Genomic DNA, 24,340 nt, shown 5'->3' on the forward strand with positions numbered 1-24,340 from the left:
TGTTTCGTTTGTTTTGTAGCTTAGTATTAGAGAATGTTAATATTTTGATTTTATCTATTACTACTATGAGTTTGTATGGTTAAACACGTGAGCGGGAATAAAGAGTTATTGATAATGGAAAAATAAATACCCCATGTTTATGGGGTAGCAAAGATAAGAGAATGTTCGAAAACATAAACATCGGGAAGAAAGGGCTGTGGATAAAAGGTTTATCGCTTATCGTTTACCGCCTATAAACAATAAGCGATAACCGATAAGCGATAAACAAAAAATAAATTAATTTTTGATGAACTGCTTAAAGAAGATATGTTCTTTCGTCTGTGCACGAATCAAGTACATACCTGTTGGAAGCTTATCCAGTAACAATACTGTTTTCTCTCCAGAGAAAGTACTTTGCTGTACTACTTGCCCTTCTAAGGTCATTAGTTCTAGGGTGACATCATTAAAGACATCCGGTAGTTGTACATGAAGTTGCTCTTTGGCTGGAATCGGATAGAGCTTGAGTGTTTGATATGTACCGTTAATAATGTTGGTGACATCTCCAATGGACTCCGTTAGTGTGACCTTACTTTCTCTTTGGTCATAAACCTCTAAGGTATAGGTGCCTGCAGGAATATTAATTAAATCCTCTGAAGTTGCTCCATTGGACCAACGATAACGATAAGGAGGAACACCGCCTTCAACCGTAACATCTATTCTTCCATTGGCACGTCTGTCCCTACTGTCTCGTTTTGAACGAACAAATACACGGTAAGGAACAGCACTTCTCAGGAAGTGAGTGGCAAACCCTCGGCAGCCATTGGCATCAATGACTTCTACGGTATACTTTCCAGCAGTCAACCCTGTTGGGTCTTGTTCGTTGGAGGTATATCCATTAGGGCCTTCCCAAGTGTAGGTATATGGAGGTGTCCCCCCTTCTACTTCTATGTCAATCGACCCATCAGCTGCTCCCTCAGCGCTTTCCTTGACATCATCAATATAGATGACGTTGATTCGGACATTCTCACACCCTTCAAATTCAATCACAAACGTTCTAAAGAGTACACATCCATTGGCATCGATAATGAATACGAAGTACTCACCTTCCGCAAGGTCTGTGCGATCCTCTTCTGTACTTCCATCAGACCATAGGTAACTGTAAGGAGGTGTGCCCCCTGTAACGGTCAGATCAATATTCTGATTGCTATCACCACTGATATCAGCAGTAACCTCTAGTTGCTCATCTGGCTCCTCTACGGTGGTGTTTAGCTCTGTAGTACAACCATTTATATCAGTGACCGTTACGGTATATTCTCCAGCAAGCAATCCATTGATGTCTTCTGTGGTCGCACCATTACTCCAACTGTAGGTATAAGGAGGAGTCCCCCCTGAAACACTGAGGTCGATTGCACCAGTGGCTTCACCGAAACAAGATACGTCAGTCACAACAGAAGAAGCGATCAGGCTGTCTGGTTCAGTGATAGTCTCTGTAAGACTAAAGGTACATCCATTACTATCCGTAATATTTACAGTGTAATCACCTGCACTTAGGTTGGTAAGGTCTTCTGTGGTTGCACCATTGCTCCAAACAAAGTTATAAGGAGGAGTTCCTCCACTGACGGTTAGGTCGATACTACCATCATCAGTGCCATTACAGCTGATATTATTTACTGTAGAGGAGGCTGATAGGGTAGTGTCAGGTTCAGAGATATTGAAACTTGCATCTTCTGTACATCCATTGGCATCGGTAACGGTAACGCTATAGGTGCCAGCTGAAAGTCTTGTACGATCTTCTACAGTGGCTCCGTCACCCCAACTATAACTATAAGGAGGAGTCCCTCCTGTAACGGTTAAATCGATAGCTCCTGTTTGCTCACTTTTACATAAGACATCAGTGACTGTAGCTGAGAGTACGATAGGCTCAGGCTCTGTGATTGTGTAGGAGGTGTCTGTAGTACAGCCAAGAGCGTCTGTAATTGTTACGTTATAGTCTCCTGCTGTCAGATTCGATAGGTTTTGTGAGGTAGCGCCATTACTCCAAGCAAAGCTATAAGGAGGAGTTCCTCCAGTGACTACTTGATTAATCTCACCATCCTCTAGCCCATTGCAACTAATGTCAACTGCTCCACCAAAGACGATTAAAGGAGTGATAGATTGATTGATGTCGAATTCTGCAAAGGCAGTAGCTCCATTATTATCGGTTACGGTTACGGCATAATGACCAGCACTGAGTCCAGTCAGGTCTTCCTGATCAGAGGTAAAGCCATCAGGGCCTTCCCATTCAAAAGTGTAAGGGGGTACACCGCCACTCACCTCTAGCGTGATTTCGCCATCGTTAGTGCCGAAGCAAATACTATCTGTACCATCAATAATTACTTCCAGTGGGGTTGGTTGAGGCACAACAAACACCAAGCGTTCACTACATCCATTGGCATCTGTAACGACAACACTATAAATCCCGGCAGAAAGTCCTGTACGGTCTTCTGTAGTGGCTCCATCATTCCATAAGAAACTATAAGGAGCGGTTCCTCCTGAAACAGTCAGGTCGATAGCACCATCACTTAGTCCGCTGATTGTAACAGGTGTGACTACGCCACTTACGCTGAGAGGAGCATCAGGTTGAGAGATGCTTGTAGAAGCCGAGGCTGTACATCCATTTGCATCGGTAACCTCAAGGGTATATTCTCCACTGCTTAATCCTGTACGGTCTTCAGTGGTAATACCGTCACTCCAAGTATACGAGTAAGGTGGAGTTCCTCCAGATATTTCAGCATCAATACTCCCTGTGTTTTCTCCAAAACAAAGGACATCAGTAGGTGTCAACACAATCTCCAAAGGCTCAGGAGCGGTAACATCAAAGGTAGCTTCTGCGGTACATCCATTGGCATCAGTAATCATAACAGTATAACTGCCCTCAGCGAGGTTAAAGATATCTTCAGTAATCGCTCCATTACTCCAGCTGTAGCTGTACGGAGTGGTTCCTCCAGTAACAGTGATTCCGATAACGCCATCACTCAGACCGTCACAACTAACATTTTGAATGAAGTTGGTTGTAATAGATATTGGACTATCGGGCTCGCCTACCGTAGTGGAAGTGGTAAAGGTACATCCATTGGCATCTGTAATGACAACTTCGTAATCTCCGGCAGGAATATCCTCTAGATCAGCGGTCGTTGCTCCATTATTCCATTGGTAAGAATAGGGAGGAGTACCTCCGGACACATTCAAATCAATAGCCCCAGTACTTTCTCCAAAACAAAGGATGTCTTGGATTCGGAAGGTGCTGTTGAGGGGATCGGGTTCGTTGATAATAACAGAAGTAGTTTCTGTACATCCGTTAGCATCAGTTACGACAACTTCATACCTTCCTGCAGGGATATTCTCAAGGTCAGCGGTCGTTGCTCCATTACTCCATTGGTAAGAATACGGAGGAGTTCCTCCTGTTGTTATCAGGTCAACACTACCATCACTTTCTCCATTACACGAAACATTTTCTTTTGTAGTGGTAAGTCGTAATCCTAATAATGGTTCTGTGATTTTTACTGAAGTAAGCGCTGTAGCTCCTTCACTATCGGTAACAAGTACTGTATAAGTTCCTGCAGGGAGGTTTTCCAGATCCTCTGTTGTCGCTCCATTGTTCCATAGAAAGGTGTATGGAGGAATGCCACCTTCGACTGTCAGATCAATGGTTCCATCTGCATCGAATTTACAACTTACGTTTGTTGATATGATCGTTACGGTAAGAGGATTGGGTTCGTTAATACTATAAGCAGCAGTGGTGACACAGCCATTGACATCTGTAACCGTGACTGTATAGCTACCCGATGGAACTCCTGAGAGGTCTTCTGTGGTTGCACCATTACTCCATTGATAGGTGTATGGAGGTGTTCCACCTTCCACGGTAATATCAATTGCCCCAGTACTTTCGCCAAAAATAGCAACATCAGTGACAATGGCATCCGATATACTTAAGGCATTATCGGGTTCTGTTATATTGGTTTCTAATGTGGCGGTACACCCATTTTGATCGGTTACCAAGACTGTGTAAGAACCTGCAGTTAGCCCAGACAAATCTTCTGTAGTACCCCCATTGCTCCATTCGTAGGTATATGGTGGATTGCCTCCAATAACACTTAAATTGATTGACCCAGTGTTGTCCCCATTACATGAAACTGGAGTAGGGGTAGCGACTAGCTGAATAGGAGGGAAGCCTGGGACAGAAAAGGTCTCTTCTAGTGTACAGCCATTAGCATCCGTAATGATGACATCATAAAGTCCGGGACTCAAGTCAGCGATATTTTTCTTGGTTGATCCATTACTCCATTGATACGTGTAGGGAGGAGTCCCTCCAGTAACATCTAGCTTGATACTACCATTGGCATCTCCGGTACATTGTTCGCCTCCAACCAATCCATTGGCTTCCAGTTCATCTGCTGGCCCAAATATCTCGACACTTCTAAATTCCGTAGCACCATTAGCATCTGTAACTCTCAGTTCATACCTACCAGAAGGAAGATTATCCAAGTTCTCATCGGTAAAAATATCTCCCTCTTCATTTACCCATCGGTAGGTATATGGAGGCACACCTCCGGAAACCTCTGTAGTGATGGTTCCGGTACTATCGTCAAAACACAGGTTGTCAGTGGTCGTCACGGTTACCTCCAAGACTGTTGGTTCGTTAATAGGTACTATTAAGATGAGGTCACAACCGTTAGCGTCCACAATACCTAAGAAGTACAATCCAGCACTGAGGTCGACTCGATCCTGTGTTCTTGGTCCGTCCAACCAATAGTAATCATAAGGCGGTACGCCTCCGGTCACACTGACATCTATACTACCGTCATTTCCTCCATTGATGGTTACATCCATAGCAGTAAAGCTAGCTTCCAGGGAAGTACTGGGCTCGTTGATGTTGAAGGTCGCACGTTCTGTACAGCCGTTGTCATCGGTTACTTCTACAGTATAACTGCCAGCAAAGAGGCCAAATAAGTCTTCTGTTGTTTCCCCATTACTCCATTGGTAACTATACGGGGGAGTACCTCCTTCAACACTTAGGTTGATATCTCCACCATTTGCTCCCTTACAGGCTACGTCTGAGGTTTTAGCAGAGAGTTCTAGCGCAGGAGGTTCATTGATGGTTGCTGGAATCTGCAGGGTACACCCATTGGCATCAGTGATAGTAGCAGTATAATCCCCTCCTGGTAAGTTGTTAATATTTTTAGTGTTTCCTGGTAGTGTTCTGGATACAGAGGTCCATACAATATCATAAGGAGGTGTGCCTCCATTAATATCTAAATTGACAGCACCATCGCTAGCTCCATTACAACTCACATCTTTTATAGAAGCTACTCTAGCATTGAGCTCCTCTGCGGGTTCGGATAAGGTAATAGTATCAGTGATGAGACAATCATTAGCGTCTGTTACTTCTACGCCATACTCCCCTGCTGGCAGGTCTGACAAATTTGGTGTGGTCGCTCCATTAGACCATAGGTAGCGATAGGGAGGAGTTCCCCCATTTACTTGTATACTTATAGTACCTGTACTATCTCCTTTACAAAGAATGTTCTCTGTTAGTAACTTGAGTGCTAAAGGGGCTGGCTCTTCAATCGTAAAGGTTTGTTCTAGCGTACATCCGACTTTATCTGTAATGACTAGTGAGTAGGTTCCTGCAGAGAGATTATCAATATCTTTGGTGGTGGCTCCATTACTCCATGTATAGGTATAGGGTGGGAATCCTCCAAAAACATTTAGTAAAATAGCTCCGTCGTTCGCCCCATTACAGCTTATATCAGAGACAAGACTATTAATTGAAATAGGAGCAGTAGACTCAATGATAAATACAGCCAAGAATGTTTGGGCACCGTTGGCATCGGTTACGGTGACATCGTATTCCCCTGCCGGTAAATTATCTAGATCTTCTTGGTTAGAGGTAAAACCGTTAGGGCCTACCCAGCTGTATGTATAAGGAGGAACCCCTCCGGTTACGGTTAAATCAATACTTCCGGTACTTTCTCCAAAACAAACGGTATCTTCTGCTATAGCATCCACCAATAATGGCGTAGGCTCTCCTACCACTACCCGTACAGAGGCGGTACATCCGTTAGCGTCTGTTACCAAAGCTTTGTAAACACCAGCGGTTAGGTTTTCTCGATCTTCCGTAGTGACACCATCCTCCCATTGAATTGTGTAAGGTGGCGTACCTCCTGAGATGCTGAGATCTATGGCTCCATCATTTCCACCATTGATAGAAACGTTAGTGACCACACTGATGACATTGAGAGGTGAAGAAGGTTCATTAATGCTTGTGGTTTCAGAGACGGTACATCCATTAGCATCTGTAACAGTAAGTGTATAATTTCCCGCAAAAAGACCTGTACGATCCTCCTCTGTGCTATTTCCTATATCGGACCAATTCAAGGAATAGGGAGGTGTTCCACCCTCTATTGTTGCATCAATACTACCCGTTCCTTCTCCATTACATAATACATCAGTAGGGGTGAGAGTCAAGAGTAAAGGGTCAGGTTCTTCGATGATGTAAGAAGCTTCAAGGGTACATCCGTTGGCATCGGTTACCACTACGGTGTACTCTCCACCGGGCACATTGAGTAAATCTTTTTTTACACTACCGTCAGACCAGTCGAAGGAATAGGGAGGCGTACCTCCTGAGACACTCAGGTTGATACTTCCATCATTATCTCCGTTACAGGCAATATCCTTGATGATCGCATCGTCAATCAATAAAGGACCGTCCGGTTGTGTTACCTCAAAAGAAAGTGTTTTACTACAACCGTAGAGGTTGTCAGTAATGGTAACCGTATAAGTACCCGCTAGTAGATTGTCAATATCTTCTTCGGTAGAGGTAAACGCATTGGGGCCGGTCCAGCTATAGCTTACGTCTCCGGACCCTCCAGTAACCGTGAGGTCAATACTTCCGGCAGCCTCTCCAAAACAGGGTTCATTCGTGACAATTCCAGACGGAAGAATCGTATTGGTTCGTACTCTATAATCTTCTACTTCTCCCTCTTCAAACTGCCCAAAAGAGCGTTCATCGATACTAGTGGAAGGATTGTCCACAGCTCTTCCTGTACTATTGAGTTGCTCATAGGAAATTCTGATCCTCAAGTAGGTGAATTCATTAGCTAAACAACTCAGCCCATTCCAGGTAAATGTTTCAGTGCCAATCGTTTGGTTAACGTCAATTTTCCTAGCCTCTCCACTATCAAAAACACCATTTTCATTGACATCCAGCCAGGCAATGAGCAAGGCCGGACGAATACCTCCTCGTTTATTGATGTAAGGAACATTGATCGTCAATTCATCATTATTGACAATTTCTAAAGTAGTTTCATCTAGCCCGTCATCGGCATCTGAAATAGCATCTGTCCCAACGGCATTACTTTCAAAAGATATGGTATCTCCAATGGTTAATAGAATTTCTTCTGTAGTGGTGTAATGGCTGGGGCCATCGTCTGCATCCAACGTTTTATAAGATACAGGGTTATCTCCATAATCTAGGTTGATATCTGCCAAGGCACAACGAGCACCGTCATTCTTGTCCGAGGAAGGACCCTGAACAAAGAGTTCTGCAGTGGTAGAAGTGGCGTTGTTGGGAATTTCATGGACAGCCCGCAGGATATGAATCTTACCTGAATTATTATTACTAGCATAAAAATTACCTTCACGGTCAAAATATACGGCGCCATACCCTCCTGTGTTGTTGTTGAATCCATCACCAGATACTGGAATCGTAAAGGTAATTTGCATTGTTGTAGGGTCAATTCTAACCAATGCATTTTTATCAGCTTGTACAGCGTAAAGATTATTATCTACTGGACTAAAAGCCCAATCGGCAAAGTTAATGTTCTCGCTGAGCGTAAGTGTATTGGTATATAAAGGTCCTGCACCATCAACATCTCTTAGGTCTATGATGTCGACTTCTAACTTGGAGTCTTTATTATTACGTAGGTAATAAAAGCCATCCAGGTTGACATCTCCAACAATATTATCTTTGCCTTGAAGCTGCGGAATATTGAAATAACTTACATTGTAGGTGACAGGGTCTACCCGAACAATACGGGGATCATTCCGTAATGAGCCATAGATAAAGCCATCAATAATATTAAAGCCTATGGCGTTAACTTGCCGTTCCGATTCCGAAGCGGGAATCAGGGGGTCTTTGACTAGTGTGGTTTGTCCAGTCACCAAATTTACTTCGTAAACCTTGGTAGGATCTTCCTGAAACAAGTATGAGGTAATGGGACAATCACTTTGTGCATGTACGGAGCCGTACAGCAATAAGGTAGTGAGAAAGAGAAAAGCTCTTTTCATAGTGTAGGTGGTATTGGGTTTGTTATTAAGGTTTTGCGTGTGAGTACTTAACAGAAAGCATGTACCAACTTGCAAATAAGAGTGTATCAATAATACTACATGTTGATGTAATATTGGTGGGAGTAATATTATTGATAATTAGATAGTTGAAGGTATCTAATAAATATTACCTAAAAAATGTAAATCCGTTCTAAACCTTAGTTAGATGGAGGGTGAAGAATATCTAATTGATCATTAGACTTTATCACGGTTAATTTCGTATAAGCAGTTCAGTAGGCTTTTTTACTCATAGACAATTAACCGTGATAAACGCTATTAAAAATTATTTTACTCTCGGTCTCTTGTATACCGGCACCGTACTACAAGGTTCCCCATACATCAGAGACTTGACAACCGGCTTGAGAAGGCGAGTAATTTCGACATAGGCATAGGTGGGCACGGGAAGGTTACCACACCCTTTGATCACCACTGGGCGATCCCTGAATTGCTCCACATCAATTTTGGATAAAGCTTCTTTATAAAGGCTGATCTCTAGCTCTTCCAAAGACCCAAAGGCTACCATGTGGGCATGGACTTCTAGTTTAGAAGCTAATAGCATGTAGGCCCAGATAGGAACAATGGCGTCAGCTGAGCAAGTAAGGGCAACATTTTTTCCTTCATATTGAGTCCAGTCGTGCTCTTTTACAAATGCACGAAAGTCTTTTTCCCTTAAGATAAGCCCTTGAAAAAGTTGATCTTTGATATCTAGAATAATACGTTCCCCCTGATGGTAGTAATCCTCCAGGTTTAAGGTAATAATAGGACTTTGTGCTACACGATTAATAATCTCTTCCATATTTTGTGAAATGTTGGGGCTGCTAGCGCAGCTAGTTGAGTAGAACTTCGTTCTGTTGAGATGCATCCATATAAATTTTCAGGTCAACCTTAATTACTATATAGCATCTCCATAGGTAACCATGAAACACAAAATAAGTTAAGTTAAATCCAAAAGAAAAGCCTTGTTCCTAAGAACAAGGCTTAAAATTTTTCACTGCTCACTGCTCACTGCTCACTGCTCACTGCTCACTGCTCACTGCTCACTGCTCACTGCTCACTGCTCACTGCTCACTGCTCACTGCTCACTGCTCAGCTACTTTCTGATCCATCATTTTCTTCCAAAGGGACGGCTTGTCCACTTTCCTGTAAACTGTCTGCTTGACTACCGTCTCCAGGCTTGTAAAAGCGAGGTCGCCAGAACTGCCACCATTTGCGTTGTTTAACGGTATCTGAGACAGACCTGATGATTTCTGCATCCAAGTCAACAGGTTGTCCTACCAGCTTTTCGTAGTGATACTGTTCTACATCATGAGGAGGTAAAGAGTCTGGATTAAAGTTGTAGTAATCCAGAATACGTTCCTGTTGGGTACGCTTTTGGTACTTTTTAGGGATTTGGTCTTTGTCCGGGTCAAAGAACGGATCTGCACCACGAGCAGGACCTATCTGTGCTGAAGCCACTGAATCATTAGCTGCAAGCATACCATCCATCGTAGAATCCTGAGCTGCACCTGGGTTGGCAGGGTAATAGACATCATAGTATTGTCGGGGTTGTGGCTTGAACTTCAATACCACTGCCAGCTCTGTATTGTCCGGAACCGTTTCATAGTCCGGAAGTTCATACCCTCTCAGACTGTCATAAGCATCCACTTCTTTTTGTGTAGGATACGTAATGGCATATTCCATCTCTTTACGTAGACTAGTTTTTGCCTTAGGTTTTCGGAATAGGCCCCTTTTTTGCTTCTTATCCAATGTACCATTCCAACGGGTTTTCTGAGCAACCAATAGATCATGGGAAGGTTTTTCCTTGGGATCGAGTTGTTCAATGCCGAAGGGGGAGAATTGATAGGCAAAGTAATCTTCATACTCTCCGGTAGGCTGGAAAGCGCTATAATAGGCCGGACACACCTGTGGCTTGCAAGCCATCATGAGTTGGCAGGAGAATAGAATAAGTATGAGAGATTCTGTTCTTTTCATTATACAATGACTTCAATAGCAGTGCTGGTACATGATTACCTATCAATACAGTAACATAAAGACAACTGTAAGGTTTGGAAAGGGCAATCATACTTTTAGTTTTTGGAAAATTTTTCTTTAGAGCTTGTTTGGAATACTGATTTAGATAGAGAAAATTTCTATAACCTGTTCAAAATGATTCAAATTTGAGAATAATAGTGGTTCTATTTGTCGAAAATTTGAGTCGATTTGAACAGTGATTAGAGGAATTTTCTATCTGAAGACGTATTCCAAACAAGCTCTTAGTAGATTTCTCTCATAAGCAACGCTTTCATCTAAAGTTATTCTGAGAAAAAAATGTGCCACTATTTGCCACAAACAGTGGGAGATACAATATCTTGTAATTATTATAGAAAAGTCATATTCTGTGCAACGTAATGAATAGACCTAAAGCTGTTACAGATATAATATTTGACACTGGTATAAAATGCCAATATATACCCTTCTCCCTTCCTTTGCAAATTGCCATCCTCCAAATAGTTCAACTTAAGTGAAAGATAACTCATGTAAGACAGAGATACGATGATATATATTTTTTACAACTTGTAAATATATCTTAATAGTATGCTTGAGGGAATAAATTATTCTATAAATCCACTATTATCAACGTCATTAATAGAGGGGGTTATTGTACTTGTCGGGGTTTTTTCTGTATTTTTGCGGCAGAATTATGACAAGCATCACTAAACAAATACAGACTTTAGTCAAGAAAGAATTCTTGCTGGAATGGAGAGAACGCTCCGCTCTTAATGGCATACTGTTGTATACCTTCAGTACCGTCTTTGTGTGTTATTTGAGTTTTAATCAGCAACGGGTCAATTTGCACCCAATTACCTGGAACACACTTTTTTGGATTATACAGCTATTTACGGCAATCAACGGGATTTCCAAGACCTTTGCGCAAGAGCAGGGTGGAAGATTTTTCTTCTATTACTCTTTAGTGAGTCCTTTGGCTGTGATCTTGTCCAAGATTATCTATAACTCCTTATTGATGGTATTGGTAGCGATGGTGGGGGTTGGAGTTTATGTCTTTGTAATGGGTAACCCCGTACAGGATTTACCTTTGTTTATACTCAATTTATTTCTTGGTGCCATAGGGTTTGCCGCTACCCTGACGATGATTGCAGGAATTGCGTCTAAGTCCAATAATAACAGTACGCTGATGGCTGTCTTAGGTTTTCCTACGATCTTACCCATGATCTTAATGTTGATCAAGGTGTCTAAAAATGCGATGGATGGATTAGACCGAGGAGTGAGTATGGACGAAATTATTACCATTCTAGGTATAGATGCTGTGGTGATTGCGGTGTCTTGCTTGCTTTTCCCCTATTTGTGGAGAAGTTAAGCAGTTATAAAAAAAGAATAAACATAATTGGCCTTTGGGCCGGTGGTTAAATATAAAGACGATGAAATTAAGCTGGTGGAAAATAGTAACCATTGTGTTACTGACCTATACCGTAATCGGAGGGTTATTGATGGAAGTGCCTCGCTTGCCAATTCTCAACGAGACAATCCGTAACTTGTATTTTCATGTACCTATGTGGTTTAGTATGATCATACAGATGTTGGTCGGGACTGTATATGCTATTAAATATCTGAAATCGTCTAATACAGAACATGACCTGAAGTCAGTAGAATTTACAAATGCAGGAATTCTATTCGGTATTCTGGGTCTATTGACTGGAATGCTTTGGGCCAAGTTTACTTGGGGCGACTTCTGGACCGGAGACCCTAAACTGAATGCGACAGCCGTAGGGATGATGTTCTATATGGGATATTTTGTGTTGAGAAACTCTTTACAGGATGCAGAGCAAAAGGCAAGAATCAGTGGTATCTATAACATCTTTATATTTCCACTATTTGTGGCTTTGATCTTCGTCTTGCCTCGCTTGACAGACTCCCTTCATCCAGGAAATGGAGGTAATCCAGGGTTTAATGCCTATGATTTGGACTCCAAGCTACGCCTGGTGTTTTATCCAGCAGTAATAGGTTGGATCTTACTAGGGGTATGGATTGCTACCTTGAAGGTTCGTCTAAGAAAAGCAGAGGATAAGATCCTTGAGAAACAAGAGGATAGCCAACGCGCAATTCTATAGTAGTATTGTTGAGCGCTACGTATACCGAAAGTAAGTGGTATAAAAAAAAATGAGCGCCATATCATTGATTAATAAAACATTCAAAGGGAACAGATACTTTTAGTAATTGAACCCTCTTGCTTATAAATAATAAAGACATGAAAAAGTTAGTATACATTGCCACCTTTGTCATCATTAGCCTTTTTGCAAAACTAGAGGTTGCACAAGCACAGGATAAAATTCCAGTAACGGCAAGAGATTATAATAATCAGGAAGTTGAGATGGCTGATGTCATGCGTGATAATGGAAAAATCTTTGTGGTTGTTGGCGTCGTGGCAATTATTATGGGGGGAATGTTTTATTACCTGATTGCGATTGACAGAAAAGTCAGTAAGATCGAAAAAATCGCTAACGAACAGTAATTTCAACAAACTAAACAAGACGGTATTCTTGTTATTAATTAATTCAAAATCGCTATGAAGATTTCCAGTATTATCGGATTAATCGTAATCGCTGTGGGTATTGCAGTAGTTGTGACAACCTCAGGAGATGCCAGTGAATATGTGAGCTTTCAGGAAGCTTACACTAAAGCTGCTAACGGAGATGACGCTAAAGTACACGTAATTGGAGAATTGTTGAAGAATGACAATAATGAGGTGATTGGTATTGAGTATAACCCTAGTATTGATGCCAATTATTTAGGGTTTACCTTGGTTGATGAAAACCATGAAGCACATAAGGTAGTCTGCTTTAACCCACCTGCATCGATGAAAGATTTTGAAAAGTCAGAGAAGGTAGTTGTAATCGGTAGAGCAAGCAAAGATGGAAACTTTGTAGCTTCTAAGATTTTGATGAAATGTCCTTCTAAGTACGAAGAGAAGCAATTATAAGAACTTCCTATAGTCAGAAGATAAAAAGGCACCTTTACTTATTAAGTTTGAATAATTAACCGACAGTTGAGGCGGCTTACGCCGCTGGTTGAGTGGCACTGCGTACCGTTGAGAAGCCCTTCGGCCTGTTGAGAAAGATCAGTACTGCAAAATCTCAACAGCCCGAAGGGCTATACTCAACGGAGCGAAGCTCTACTCAACGACACGCAGTGTCACTCAACAAAGCCATTGGGTAGTATGACGGTTCTTTTTTCAATCTTAATAAGTAAAGGCGCCTTTTTTCTCTTAAATAAGAATCTCTTTCTCAGCTTCTGGAGATAGTTTAGCGAGTTCTCTTTCCATCGGTAAATAGGAACGAATCACTTTAATAAGCAGCAGTCCAGCAATAACAGACATTAAGCTATCAAAACTGTCAAATAATGCCGAGTGCTTATTGTCGTAAGTAATTCCATCGGCATCCCCAAAGACTCTCCATGAAATTTGACCGGTGATATTGGAGATGATCCAAAACATCCACCATAGGTTGATGTACAGAAAAGAAGGCTTGGGGTAGTCTCTATCTTGCTTCTTGTAGATAAATACCCATGTTTCCTGATAAATTTCTTTCATAATTTGCATTGGGCGAAATGCGTTTAGGAAGGGAATAAACCAAGCACCTACAGCCCATCCTTCTCCATGATTAAGGTGACTTACTTTGACATGTAAGTTTGCATAACTTCTTCTGAACCATTGCAAGAAGAATACTATACTACAGACATAACATGTCAGAAGTACTAAAGCAACAAAACCAATGATAATGTCTATCATATCAAGGGTTTCCGAATAGGCAATATTATCCATTTCCAATAAACTACTGACTAAGTTGTACTTGAATAAATAGATAAAAATGAAGATGAAGTTAATGGTAGCAACGGCATAAAGAAAGGTAATCGCTCGCTTACCTCTTGCCTCATTTGATTTTAGAAAGTTCATCGGTAAAAAAGATTAATTAAAAAGTATATTAAGAAGAGCTTGTCTGGCACCAGATCTTTTGGAATAAAATTAGAGGGATTTTATTCTCAAAACCTGGATTCCAGACAAGCTCTAAGTTATTCCTTTTATAAGGGACACACAAAATATTATAAGTCTTCTACGGGATTTTTTAACCCAGCTTTGATCGTGTGATAGCTTACCGTTGTCAACATTACCAATAAAGCGGTTATTCCACTGATCGCGAAGGCTTCCCATCCTACAGACGTACTAGAAGGGAAACCATTGAGCCAATTTTGTAGTATGGCGTATGAAATAGGCCACGCCACTGTGATAGCAATAAGCACCAAAGTGATAAACTCTTTGGTTAGGAAGAGCATAATGGCAGGGTTGGTCGCGCCCAAGGATTTGCGAATAGCCACTTCTTTGGCTTTTTTGGAGACCTCAAAAAAGGAAAGGCCAAATAACCCCAAAACCGTAATTAAAATACCTACGGCAGAGAAGAATAAAGAAATACGAACGAGCTTGACTTCCTGAAAATAGAGCTTTTTTAAGCTACTCTTTAAAAGGAAAGTGTTAGCCTTCTCCTTTTTACCTAACTTTCTCCATACCTGATTGATATGTTTTGTAATAGAACGTGGATTACTACGTTTCATACGAAGAAAAAGGTAGTTGGAACGGTAGCTCTTATTGGATTTCTGTTCATGTATGAAGAACACAAACGGCCCTGAAGGTTCATGTAAGGAGCGGTAATTGATATCAGGTACAACACCTGTAATGACTTGCTTGTCTTTTCTGTGGGGGAAATAAAATAGTTGTCCCAAGGCATTTTCTGGATTGTGATACCCTAGTATTTTGCTCATGGCGTGATTGATAATGACTTCTTTAGCCCCATCGTTTTGTTCAGAAGAAAATCGTCTTCCGGCGAGTAGCGGAATATTAAATGTATCAAAGAACCCATCCCTGACAGCCATTCCTGGAACTAAATAGCTACTCTTATGTGTATTAGCGCTATCTGATCCCAAAAAGAAATGCGTTTGATGTGCTGCTCCCAATAGAAAGTCCATGGCGGTGATAGCAGTAATATCAGGAGAGGCCAGAAGCTCGGCTTTTAGGGTGTCAAAGCTGTGCTCAAATCGCATATCTCCCAAAGGCACTACCATGATATTATTGGAATCAAATCCAAGGGAGGCAGAGGTCAGGTGATTGAATTGCTTTATGCTTACAATAGAACTCATCACTAGAAAAATCGTAAGTGCGATTTGAGTGACGATCATGCCCTTTCTGAAATGAGTCCCCTTGATGTAAGTGCTTCTTTTGTTCTGTAGAATACGAGAAGGGTCTCTTCCAAGAATATAATGGATGGGGTATATGCTGGCTAATATTCCTACGACAAGCCCAGAAGCGATGATGCAGGCGATTACCGTACGCATATTATCCTGATAGTAAAGCAAATATTGTTCATCAAAATAGGTGAGCAACGACATAATTGATTCGCTAAGTAATAAAGCGAAGAACATCGATACAAAGCATATTAAGAGGGTTTCCACAAGAAAAAGGTCTACTAACTCTAAGTCTGTGGCTCCAATACTTTTTCGAATACCTATTTCCCTGAATCGACTGCTATATCTTGCCATGGAGAGGTTGGAGAAGTTAATTCCTGCAATCACAAGAACCACAATAGCCAGTAAGGCAAAAATGTAAATATAGATGATATCTCCATTGGGAGATAGTTCATAATCCAGTTTTGAAAATAGGTGTATTTCTGTCAGTGGTTGTAAGTAAATAGAGGTATACCCCTGTAATTCTTTAGGATATTTTTCTTCTATAATTTCTTCAAAGTGGTATTCAACTTCTTCGGGTTGACGTCCCTCTTTCAAGAGCAGATAGGTCCAGCAAGGGTTCCAAAGCCATTGTTTATTGCCTTTCTGATTGAAGCTACCTTCTCTTCCATAGTCAAGTGTACTAAGTGAGATCAATACATCTGGGGCAAGGTGTGTAGGCTGACTGGAAGGAACGAATACCCCTGTGATTTTCACCGATTGTCCTCTCCTGTGTTTAATGAATTTCCCAATAGGAGACTCATTACCAAATAACTCCTGTGCTACCTTGGTAGAGATAATGGCTTGCTTTGCCTCGTTCAAAGGCTGTTCTAAGCTACCTTCTTTGAAGGAAAGGGGAAATAAGGACAAGTAGCTTGGGTCGGTATAGTACAAACGTTCTGAGATAAAGGTTTTCTCTTGATACTCCAGGGTATGGTTGTTCGTCTGAAAATTAAATAAACGGACGTAGTTTTCGACTAACTCAGGGTATTTCTGTTGCAGGTGTGGGCCAAACATCACAGGCATAGAGGCAGACTTTTCTCCTGTACCTCCTTTTTGAATATGCTCTACCACCCGATAAGTACGTTGATGCAATGGGTATTGTTGATCAAAACTCCATTCATACCGTACGATTAGGATCAGAAAGGTGAAAAAGGCAATACCTATTGATAGCCCCAAGATATTGAGGATAGAAAAAAGCTTATGCTTAAAAAGATTACGTACTGCGACAATAATATAACTCCTTAACATGTAGAAAAGGTAAAAGGTAAAAGGTAAAAGGTAAAAGGTAAGGGTGTCCCTTGTGGGCACCCCGCCCAAGGTTTAACGTAAAAGGTAACCAACTCCCAATCCCTAGCCCTTCTGAATCAGGTTTTCAGTAACAATTTCTCCATCGAACAAGTGAATCACCCGATGACTATAATTGGCGGCACTTTTGGAGTGGGTAGCCATAATAATAGTAGTGCCAAGTTCATTGAGTTGCATTAATAGCTCCATGACTTCTTGTCCTTGTCCAGAGTCCAGGTTACCCGTGGGCTCATCAGCGAGGATCAATCGAGGCCTACTCACCACAGCTCTGGCAACAGCTGCCCGTTGCTGTTGTCCTCCTGACACTTGGCCGGGGTAGAAGTCTTTTTTGTGTAAGAGCTGTAAGCGTTCCAGAACTTGCATGACTCTTTCCTTACGTTCCTTGGGGGCAATGCGCTGATAAAGTAAGGGGAGTTCGATGTTTTCAAAAAGAGTGAGTTCTTCAATAAGATTAAAACTCTGAAAAACAAACCCTATGTAGGCACGTCGATAATAGGCTCTTTTACGGGCACTAATGCTGGAACAGTCCTTTCCCATAAAAAATAGTGCTCCTTCTGAAGGAGTATCCAATAGTCCTAGTAAATTGAGTAAGGTAGATTTGCCACAACCTGATGGCCCCATGATGCTAACAAATTCTCCTTCCTCTACAGAAAGATTAATACCACGAAGGGCTTGTGTGACGACCTCCATGTTGATATAGGACTTATTTATATTTATTGCTTTAATAAGCTCCATAAGTAAATAAAGGTACGCTATTAAATAATTGAACGGTATACACCACAGTTATTTTACACCCTGAGTATTCATAATTTTTTTAAGGAATTAGAAAAAAATATCTCAGTGTGAAATCTCTTGATGGATACGCTTTTCTCAAAAATAATAGATTTAATAGTATTCTGTTTTTCTTTGTTTTTATAGGATGATTATTGGGTTGTTAATCAATTGGTTAATAATAAAATATTGTGTTTTGTGAAGAATTCTTAATCCTTATGGGTTGTTCGAAATTGAACAGGGCAGAGAAGAGTTATAGCCTTCATTATGAATAAGGTTATTATAAGTGTGTTATTAACGCTTATAGGTATTTCTTTTTTAAAATTATTCAAGTACGTTTGTATTAATTAAATATGAAATAGGGAATAGCGAAGAGCTTTTATACCTCTATAAAGGTATAAATTAAGGGGGCGAAGGTATTCCTTGAGTTCATTAAAAAACACATACTTACCAACCGAATAATGAATACGACTGAACGAACGCTAGTCATTGGGAGCTGCGGACAGCTAGGTACTGAACTGGTAGAAGCATTGTGCCAAAAGTTTGGCAAGGAGAATGTATGGGCTACGGACATTGCAGAAAAAACACCTGCTTTGGAAGGGTATCAATTTATGAAGCTGGATGTGCTGGATGAAAAGTCTTTGAGCAAGGTGATTAAGGATCATGAGATCACACAGGTATATCATTTGGCGGCAATTTTATCTGCTAAAGGAGAGACGATGCCTTTGAGAGCTTGGGACATCAATATGCAAGGGCTTTTGAATGTACTGGAAGCTGCTAAGCTTTTTCACTTGAAAGTTTTCTGGCCTAGCTCTATTGCTGTATTTGGTCCGAATACCCCTCAGGACAATACTCCTCAGGATACGGTAATGCAGCCTAACACGGTGTATGGGATGAGTAAGTTGGCCGGTGAGCTTTGGTGTCAGTATTACTTTGAGAAGTATGGTGTAGACGTAAGAAGTATCCGTTACCCAGGTTTGATTGGATGGAAGTCATTGCCAGGTGGAGGAACGACAGATTACGCAGTAGAAATTTTCCATAAGGCTTTGGCAGGAGAGTATTTTGAGTGCTTCTTGTCGGAACAAACAGGCTTGCCGATGATGTATATGCCAGATGCGGTAAAAGGGACCTTGGCGCTGATGGATGCACCAGCAGAGCAGTTGACGGTAAGAACGTCTTATAACTTTGCAGGAATGACCTTTACACCAGAAGAGATCTATAAAGAGGTGAAGAAACATTTTCCTCAGTTTGAGATTTCTTATAAACCGGATTTCCGTCAGGCAATTGCTGATTCATGGCCTTCAAGTATTGATGATGCTGTGGCGCAAAAGGATTGGAACTGGACACCAGATTATGACCTGGGAAAGATGACGGAAGATATCGTCACTAATCTTAAAAAAAAGCATAGTCTAATCGACTAAGATACATTATATGTTATGATAAAAAGGGTTTCCTGTTACTACAGGAAGCCCTTTTTATTTTTATAGAAATCCCCAAAATGATTATATTATCATATAAGCGTCCCTTGTGGTCGTGCGAGCATTATAATTTTTAGATAAAAATTATTTCCAAATGAAAACAACCCAACTACAAGACCTTAATGAGAAGGAGTTAAAGCTTTTGCATAATGGAGAGTATCAGGCCACCTTATCCCTTGCCGAATGGGCACATAGCTGTAGAAAACTATTGAGATTGGCGAGCAACTATCAGATAGTGAAGGAAAGAGAGCAGTATGTGTTATTAAGGGTAGTACTCATATTGTTATTAGGAGGGTATACGGTAATAAGTATAGGAGATACTCTTCCGGTATTTTACACTGATTTTATGTATCACTCCGTGATAGGGAGAGGGCTTATGGGAATATTGGCGGTATCCTATCTGTTTTTGGTAGGATTGACTTTTTATAAGCTTCGTATTTTACCGGGACGAAAGAAACGATTGCATGTCAATAATCGCTTTTTTGAGACCATCATCACGGAGATGCCGGAGAAGTTACAGGAGATGGTATCTCCTAATATACCCCTAACCCAAAAAATACAAATGAAAGGAGATTTTGGAGCCAATTCCGCTTCATTAAATCCTGCAACCAATAGATATGAAATCGAGCATCTGCAAGCGCAGGCGGTATTGGCGAAGGGGGTGGTTTGTCAGTATTCCTTAGTCATTCACTATCACAAAATACGGTACTGGAAAAAGGGTAGGGGAAACTCAAGTAAGCTTAAAAGGAAGACGAAAGCCAGAAGCTATTTTTTATTGAAACTACAAGTTAAGCAACACCTCTTTGATAAAAAACGACTAGCAGGTCTGGTAGGTAAAGCCAAAATTATAAAAAGAGGTGATAAGGTGATTATTAAATCCCTTTTTCAGCGTAAAAGCAAGGCCGAAACAGTAGTTTCCAATGCAAGCATTACGACAATGGTAGCCCAGGACCCTATCAATCAGTTGAAGTTTATCTTACGACAATTGGATTTATTGACTTACGTGAAAGAAAAGAGCGAGGAACAGAAAATGGACAAAACGTTTACTGCAGCAGATTACGAGGGATTTGAGGAAGCAGTACTTCAGCAGGAAGTTGCCGAGGCATTGGTGGAAGATGCTTTTGGGGATAGCTGAATGGAAATGGTTTACTATTCTAATGCTATTGTAGTCCCTCTCCATAGGTACAATGCCGTCAACTTAACGAATGGTAGACACTGGTCTTTGCGTCCTCGCTAGGACTAGTATTTAGCTTAAGTTGACGACATTACCCCATATAAGGGGCTACAGTAATATTTTTAATAGTAGTAATACTGATTTACTCTTGATGTCTATAAGATTTGCTACAGTCTGAATCCCATTACAAGAATATCATCTGTCTGTATTTCTTGTTCCACTCCCATCCATTCAGTTAGACAGTAATCAAGCTTTTGAACTTGTTTGTTCATCGGTAGCTGATGATTGTCTAATAGCATTTGCTTAAGTCGCTTGGACATGAATTTCTTTTTCATAGGACCTCCAAACTGGTCCTGATACCCATCGGAGAACATATAAAAAGACGTACTTTCTTTAATGCAGATGCGATGCTCTTCATATGCTTTAAAAGAAGTAGAGGTGTCTCCTCCAATAGACTGTCTATTCCCCTTAATATAATGGCTTTGCTCATCTTGAACATATAGAAGTCCATTTTTTGCACCAGCGAATAGCACCTCTTGATTTATTAAATCAATACGGCAAAGAGAGATATCCATACCATCCTGGTTTCCAGAATTTTTCTGATTCAATGTCTGACTGACCGCAAGATGTAGTTCTTTAAGGATCATCGAAGGTTGTAAAATCTTTTTGGTGTGGATAATCTCTTTGAGGAGACTATTGGCAATCATAGACATAAAGGCGCCGGGTACACCGTGTCCTGTACAATCTACGGTTGCGATAAAATGTATCGTGTTTTGTGTAGGAGTAGTTGTTTGGGTGAAAAAGTAGAAATCACCACTGACCACATCTTTAGGCTTTAAAAACACAAAGGACTCAGGAAATGTCGCCTGTATCTTTTCCAAGGTAGGAAGCATTGCACTCTGTATGCGTTGCGCATAGGTAATACTGGATTGGGTGTGGGTATATTGTGCCTCTAGTTCCTTGTTTTTTTCTTCAATATTATCTCTTTGAATACTGATTTCTTCTGCCTGTTGCTCAATCTCAACGTTTTTTTCTTTGATTTCCCGATAAGCAGTCTTTACTTTTTTATTGGCAATAAGGATTAGGGCACTTAGGAAAATAGACACTATAAGTACCATACCGATCCCTATGATCATATAGTATTGCTTTTGCTTTTCAGCTTCCAGTAATAGGATTCTACTTTCTTTTTGGCTGGTTTCAAATTTTGTTTGAAGTTCCTGAAGAGAAGCCGAATTATTGATGCTGTCAAGGGTTGTTTGTAAGCTATTATAGGTTGTAAAGTGATGGTAGGCTTTTTTGTATTTTCCGAGTTGTGCATACAGGGTAGACAAGTCAAATTCGGCTGCTTTTTCCAGTTCCAGAAAACCTACTTTTTTGGCATATGTTATGGCTGTTTCATAGGCTGCACCAGCACGTATAGGTTGCTGGATCGCCTGAAGAGTGTTGGCTTTCTGTAAATGATATTCTGCAACGGCATAATAGTCCTGCTCTATTTCAAACATCCGAATTGCCGAATCAATCATAATAAGTCCTTCCGCATAGTTGCTCTGTGCATTATGGATTTGTCCCAGAATACCATAAATATAAGCCATATTTACAGTCAGTTCGTGTTTTTGAGCATACTCGAGGGCTATGTGCTCATATTCTAAAGCTTCTTTATAGCGTTCAAGAATAGAAAGGACTTCTCCTGCATTAAGTGCATAATCTGACATAAAAGACTCCCAGGTGCTCGTATCTCTAAAGCTATTATGTCCTTTGTGTTTGTTGAGGAGTGTTATGGCATGAAGGTAATGCTCCAATGCTTTTTTATAGTCCTGTTGCCCAAAGTAGTACACCCCAATATTGTTATGGACGATGGCCGTTCCACTATGATACCCTGTAAGTGTGTATTTATCTAATGCGCTGAACTTATATTCCAGACTCTTAATATGATCTCCTTTTAGATTATAAATGGAGGAAAAGTAGTTGAAAGCATTTGCTTCCTGATTATGTAATTGATAGTGAGCGGTAATTTGTTGTAGTTGCTGGGTATACCATAAAGCACTATCTAGATCCTGACGAAGGAAATATTCAATTTTATTTTCTAATGTAGTCAGTGTCTCTATTATTTCTGGAGAACGCTCTTCCTTGGACATCAGGTCCCATTTTCTTATCTGCGTTGAGGTATCAAATGAAGAAAGGAGTAGAGAAAGTCCAAGAACTAGTATATGAATAAAAATTCTCATGAATAGTAAAAAATATAGAAGTTAGTCAGCACACTTGAATGATTGGGGTAAATATACGATAGAATTTTAAGTATTAACATTAATAAATAAGGAAGTGTCATCTTCTCATTTTTTCTACTTCTTCCATTTCCTATATAGATACTCATAAGCACCACTAATGTTCAGTACCAGAAATAAAAGTCCGGTGAGTGGAATCACTATAATTACCCATTTATCTAAGATAGGACGGAATAGACGAGCATTGTGCAATTCAAACATATAGTTCCATAAAGGCATACGGTAAGAATCCCTTAAGGTATGAGGTTGTTGAAAGCGATTAGGATCAACTTGTTTGAAAGGGAGTAATCCCTGCCCATAAGCAGAGATATAATGATCCCCTTCAGGGGTTTGAAAGTCCCCACCAATCATATACAAGCCAGGCCTTCCAACGCTCGTATAGAGAGGTACGGTATCATTCATTATGATATCATAGGCGTTAGGATCACCTTCTTTATAGTGGTATAGCCCATAAAAAGAGCCAATCATAAATTCATCTCCTTTGAGATGTTCCATGACCGTTGCACCCATCACGAAAATATTGACATCCCATTCCAAGGTGGTGAAAGGACTGCTTAGGTCCCCTTTACCCTCAAATAACCCTTCGGTGGTATCGAGAATAATACGGTCTTTGGCGGGGTCATAGACAGCGTTTCTGAGGGTATGATACCAAGGGTTTTGTAGGATGGGAGAGGGAATATATTTTGTAGGTACTTTACCGTTGGCTAAGGCTACCAATAGGGGTGGGCGCATAAACATGCCTGTTCCTCCAATAATCAGTAAGATACCAAGGCTCCAGAAACCAATACGGGTATGGTTACGAATCATCCAGCCTAGTCTTTTCTTGCTTCTTCTACAGCTCCCACTTTTCTTAAAATTTTTTCGTAACGTAATGTATAAAGCTGTAATGGAAAGAAAGACCAATATCACTGCGACAATATCATAGACCAATCGACCGGGTAGTCCCCACAACCACCCTGAATGCAATGCAAAGGTGAATTGAATAAGGTCCATATAAGGACGCTCTGCCCGCAGTAATGTCCTTGGGATAAATTTCTCTGGATTAGCTATAGTAGTTGTATATACCCCCGATTGGGAGAAGGCAATTAGTTCATCCTTTCTTCGAAGGACCTTTACAAATTGTGCGTTACTATACTTTCCCAAGTCAACTTGATGCCATTCGTGGGTAGTTAAGTTTTTGATCCACAATCCTCCATAGGTAGCTGCCAATATTTTATTCTCTTTTTCTAGCCAGAGCAGGTCATTGATCTTTTGGTAGTAAGGGGCGGTAGTAAATCCCTTACTATTTTCTTTTTCAAAGGTATATCCGTTATCTGTACTGATCCATAGTCCATGCTTTCCTCCAAAGTATATGGTGTCTTTTCCGATAAAGAGTGCATCTTTTACTCCTTCTCGATTCCAGTTTTGAGGATGATAATCTTCAGGAATTAATGCTTTTGGGACACTGTAATGTGCAAACCAATCCGGGTGATTTAGGATAATACCCGACAAACTCATCCATATTAAAAATAAAGAGAGTGCTATTCCCAAATACTTATGCCATGACTTGAGGGTATCATAGCTTCGTTTTCCGATAGATTGCTTTCGTTTCATAGTCATCTCAAAATGTCATTCCTCCATTGGTCATTGAAAATTAAAAATTGATAATTAATCATGGCTTTGTTGCAACGAGTCTATACTCTCTAAGGCTCGTTGCTTATTTTTAAATTTTGAAC

General features: G+C 40.7%; 14 protein-coding genes. 6 read left to right on the top strand and 8 right to left on the bottom strand.

Going from position 1 to position 24,340, the window contains the following annotated elements:
* Window positions 1–276 precede the first annotated feature (276 nt).
* From ABD985_RS18490 to ABD985_RS18500, 3 genes are all read right to left on the bottom strand, one after another.
* Window positions 277–8,307, bottom strand: a complete 8,031-nt coding sequence (locus ABD985_RS18490; RefSeq protein WP_345374352.1) for a T9SS type A sorting domain-containing protein — start codon at window positions 8,305–8,307, stop codon at window positions 277–279.
* Between the two features lie 322 nt (window positions 8,308–8,629).
* Window positions 8,630–9,142, bottom strand: coding sequence for a DUF2480 family protein (locus ABD985_RS18495; RefSeq protein WP_345374354.1), 513 nt, complete (start codon window positions 9,140–9,142; stop codon window positions 8,630–8,632).
* A gap of 290 nt (window positions 9,143–9,432) precedes the next feature.
* Entirely contained in the window at window positions 9,433–10,317 is an 885-nt protein-coding gene (locus ABD985_RS18500; RefSeq protein WP_345374356.1) for a hypothetical protein, read from the bottom strand.
* A 709-nt stretch (window positions 10,318–11,026) separates the two neighbouring features.
* Between ABD985_RS18500 and ABD985_RS18505 the strand changes: the two genes are divergently transcribed.
* The 4 genes from ABD985_RS18505 (at window position 11,027) to ABD985_RS18520 (ending at window position 13,321) form a co-directional block, all read left to right on the top strand.
* Window positions 11,027–11,701 (top strand): heme exporter protein CcmB, encoded by a 675-nt coding sequence (locus tag ABD985_RS18505; RefSeq protein ID WP_345374358.1) that lies wholly within the window; start codon window positions 11,027–11,029, stop codon window positions 11,699–11,701.
* 61 nt (window positions 11,702–11,762) lie between these two features.
* On the top strand, window positions 11,763–12,452 hold the full coding sequence (gene ccsA, locus ABD985_RS18510; protein WP_345374360.1) for a cytochrome c biogenesis protein CcsA: 690 nt from the start codon (window positions 11,763–11,765) through the stop codon (window positions 12,450–12,452).
* A 137-nt stretch (window positions 12,453–12,589) separates the two neighbouring features.
* Window positions 12,590–12,853, top strand: coding sequence for a CcmD family protein (locus tag ABD985_RS18515; protein ID WP_345374362.1), 264 nt, complete (start codon window positions 12,590–12,592; stop codon window positions 12,851–12,853).
* Window positions 12,854–12,907: 54 nt separating this feature from the next.
* Window positions 12,908–13,321 (top strand): cytochrome c maturation protein CcmE domain-containing protein, encoded by a 414-nt coding sequence (locus ABD985_RS18520; RefSeq protein ID WP_345374364.1) that lies wholly within the window; start codon window positions 12,908–12,910, stop codon window positions 13,319–13,321.
* Window positions 13,322–13,606: 285 nt separating this feature from the next.
* Here ABD985_RS18520 and ABD985_RS18525 read toward each other — a convergent pair whose 3' ends face one another.
* The 3 genes from ABD985_RS18525 to ABD985_RS18535 form a co-directional block, all read right to left on the bottom strand.
* Entirely contained in the window at window positions 13,607–14,293 is a 687-nt protein-coding gene (locus ABD985_RS18525) for a DUF4328 domain-containing protein (RefSeq protein WP_345374366.1), read from the bottom strand.
* Between the two features lie 146 nt (window positions 14,294–14,439).
* Window positions 14,440–16,863: an ABC transporter permease gene (locus tag ABD985_RS18530; RefSeq protein ID WP_345374368.1), complete on the bottom strand. Its 2,424-nt coding sequence runs from the start codon at window positions 16,861–16,863 to the stop codon at window positions 14,440–14,442.
* 102 nt (window positions 16,864–16,965) lie between these two features.
* A complete protein-coding gene (locus tag ABD985_RS18535) occupies window positions 16,966–17,610 on the bottom strand; it encodes an ABC transporter ATP-binding protein (protein ID WP_345374370.1) in 645 nt (214 codons plus the stop codon).
* Window positions 17,611–18,152: 542 nt separating this feature from the next.
* On the opposite strand from ABD985_RS18535, the gene ABD985_RS18540 reads away from it, so the two are divergent.
* Both ABD985_RS18540 and ABD985_RS18545 read left to right on the top strand, forming a co-directional pair.
* Window positions 18,153–19,112, top strand: coding sequence for an NAD-dependent epimerase/dehydratase family protein (locus ABD985_RS18540; protein WP_345374372.1), 960 nt, complete (start codon window positions 18,153–18,155; stop codon window positions 19,110–19,112).
* A gap of 151 nt (window positions 19,113–19,263) precedes the next feature.
* Window positions 19,264–20,304 (top strand): hypothetical protein, encoded by a 1,041-nt coding sequence (locus ABD985_RS18545; protein WP_345374374.1) that lies wholly within the window; start codon window positions 19,264–19,266, stop codon window positions 20,302–20,304.
* Between the two features lie 206 nt (window positions 20,305–20,510).
* Here the strand turns inward: ABD985_RS18545 and ABD985_RS18550 are convergent, their stop codons facing one another.
* Both ABD985_RS18550 and ABD985_RS18555 read right to left on the bottom strand, forming a co-directional pair.
* Window positions 20,511–22,568, bottom strand: a complete 2,058-nt coding sequence (locus ABD985_RS18550; protein WP_345374376.1) for a tetratricopeptide repeat protein — start codon at window positions 22,566–22,568, stop codon at window positions 20,511–20,513.
* 114 nt (window positions 22,569–22,682) lie between these two features.
* Window positions 22,683–24,218 carry a PepSY domain-containing protein gene (locus tag ABD985_RS18555; RefSeq protein WP_345374378.1) on the bottom strand — a complete coding sequence of 512 codons (1,536 nt, stop codon included), beginning with the start codon at window positions 24,216–24,218 and terminating at the stop codon, window positions 22,683–22,685.
* Between the last annotated feature and the right edge of the window lie 122 nt (window positions 24,219–24,340).

The sequence above is a fragment of the Algivirga pacifica genome, assembly GCF_039543525.1.
Lineage (GTDB): Bacteria > Bacteroidota > Bacteroidia > Cytophagales > Flammeovirgaceae > Algivirga > Algivirga pacifica.

Bases quoted from the DNA above. Each gene is read 5' to 3' on its own strand.
- ABD985_RS18520 (WP_345374364.1), top strand. From the start codon at position 12,908: ATGAAGATTTCCAGTATTATCGGATTAATCGTAATCGCTGTGGGTATT.
- ABD985_RS18545 (WP_345374374.1), top strand. From the start codon at position 19,264: ATGAAAACAACCCAACTACAAGACCTTAATGAGAAGGAGTTAAAGCTT.
- ABD985_RS18555 (WP_345374378.1), bottom strand. From the start codon at position 24,218: ATGAAACGAAAGCAATCTATCGGAAAACGAAGCTATGATACCCTCAAG.
- ccsA (WP_345374360.1), top strand. From the start codon at position 11,763: ATGAAATTAAGCTGGTGGAAAATAGTAACCATTGTGTTACTGACCTAT.
- ABD985_RS18505 (WP_345374358.1), top strand. From the start codon at position 11,027: ATGACAAGCATCACTAAACAAATACAGACTTTAGTCAAGAAAGAATTC.
- ABD985_RS18500 (WP_345374356.1), bottom strand. From the start codon at position 10,317: ATGAAAAGAACAGAATCTCTCATACTTATTCTATTCTCCTGCCAACTC.
- ABD985_RS18490 (WP_345374352.1), bottom strand. From the start codon at position 8,307: ATGAAAAGAGCTTTTCTCTTTCTCACTACCTTATTGCTGTACGGCTCC.
- ABD985_RS18535 (WP_345374370.1), bottom strand. From the start codon at position 17,610: ATGGAGGTCGTCACACAAGCCCTTCGTGGTATTAATCTTTCTGTAGAG.
- ABD985_RS18495 (WP_345374354.1), bottom strand. From the start codon at position 9,142: ATGGAAGAGATTATTAATCGTGTAGCACAAAGTCCTATTATTACCTTA.
- ABD985_RS18540 (WP_345374372.1), top strand. From the start codon at position 18,153: ATGAATACGACTGAACGAACGCTAGTCATTGGGAGCTGCGGACAGCTA.
- ABD985_RS18550 (WP_345374376.1), bottom strand. From the start codon at position 22,568: ATGAGAATTTTTATTCATATACTAGTTCTTGGACTTTCTCTACTCCTT.
- ABD985_RS18530 (WP_345374368.1), bottom strand. From the start codon at position 16,863: ATGTTAAGGAGTTATATTATTGTCGCAGTACGTAATCTTTTTAAGCAT.
- ABD985_RS18525 (WP_345374366.1), bottom strand. From the start codon at position 14,293: ATGAACTTTCTAAAATCAAATGAGGCAAGAGGTAAGCGAGCGATTACC.
- ABD985_RS18515 (WP_345374362.1), top strand. From the start codon at position 12,590: ATGAAAAAGTTAGTATACATTGCCACCTTTGTCATCATTAGCCTTTTT.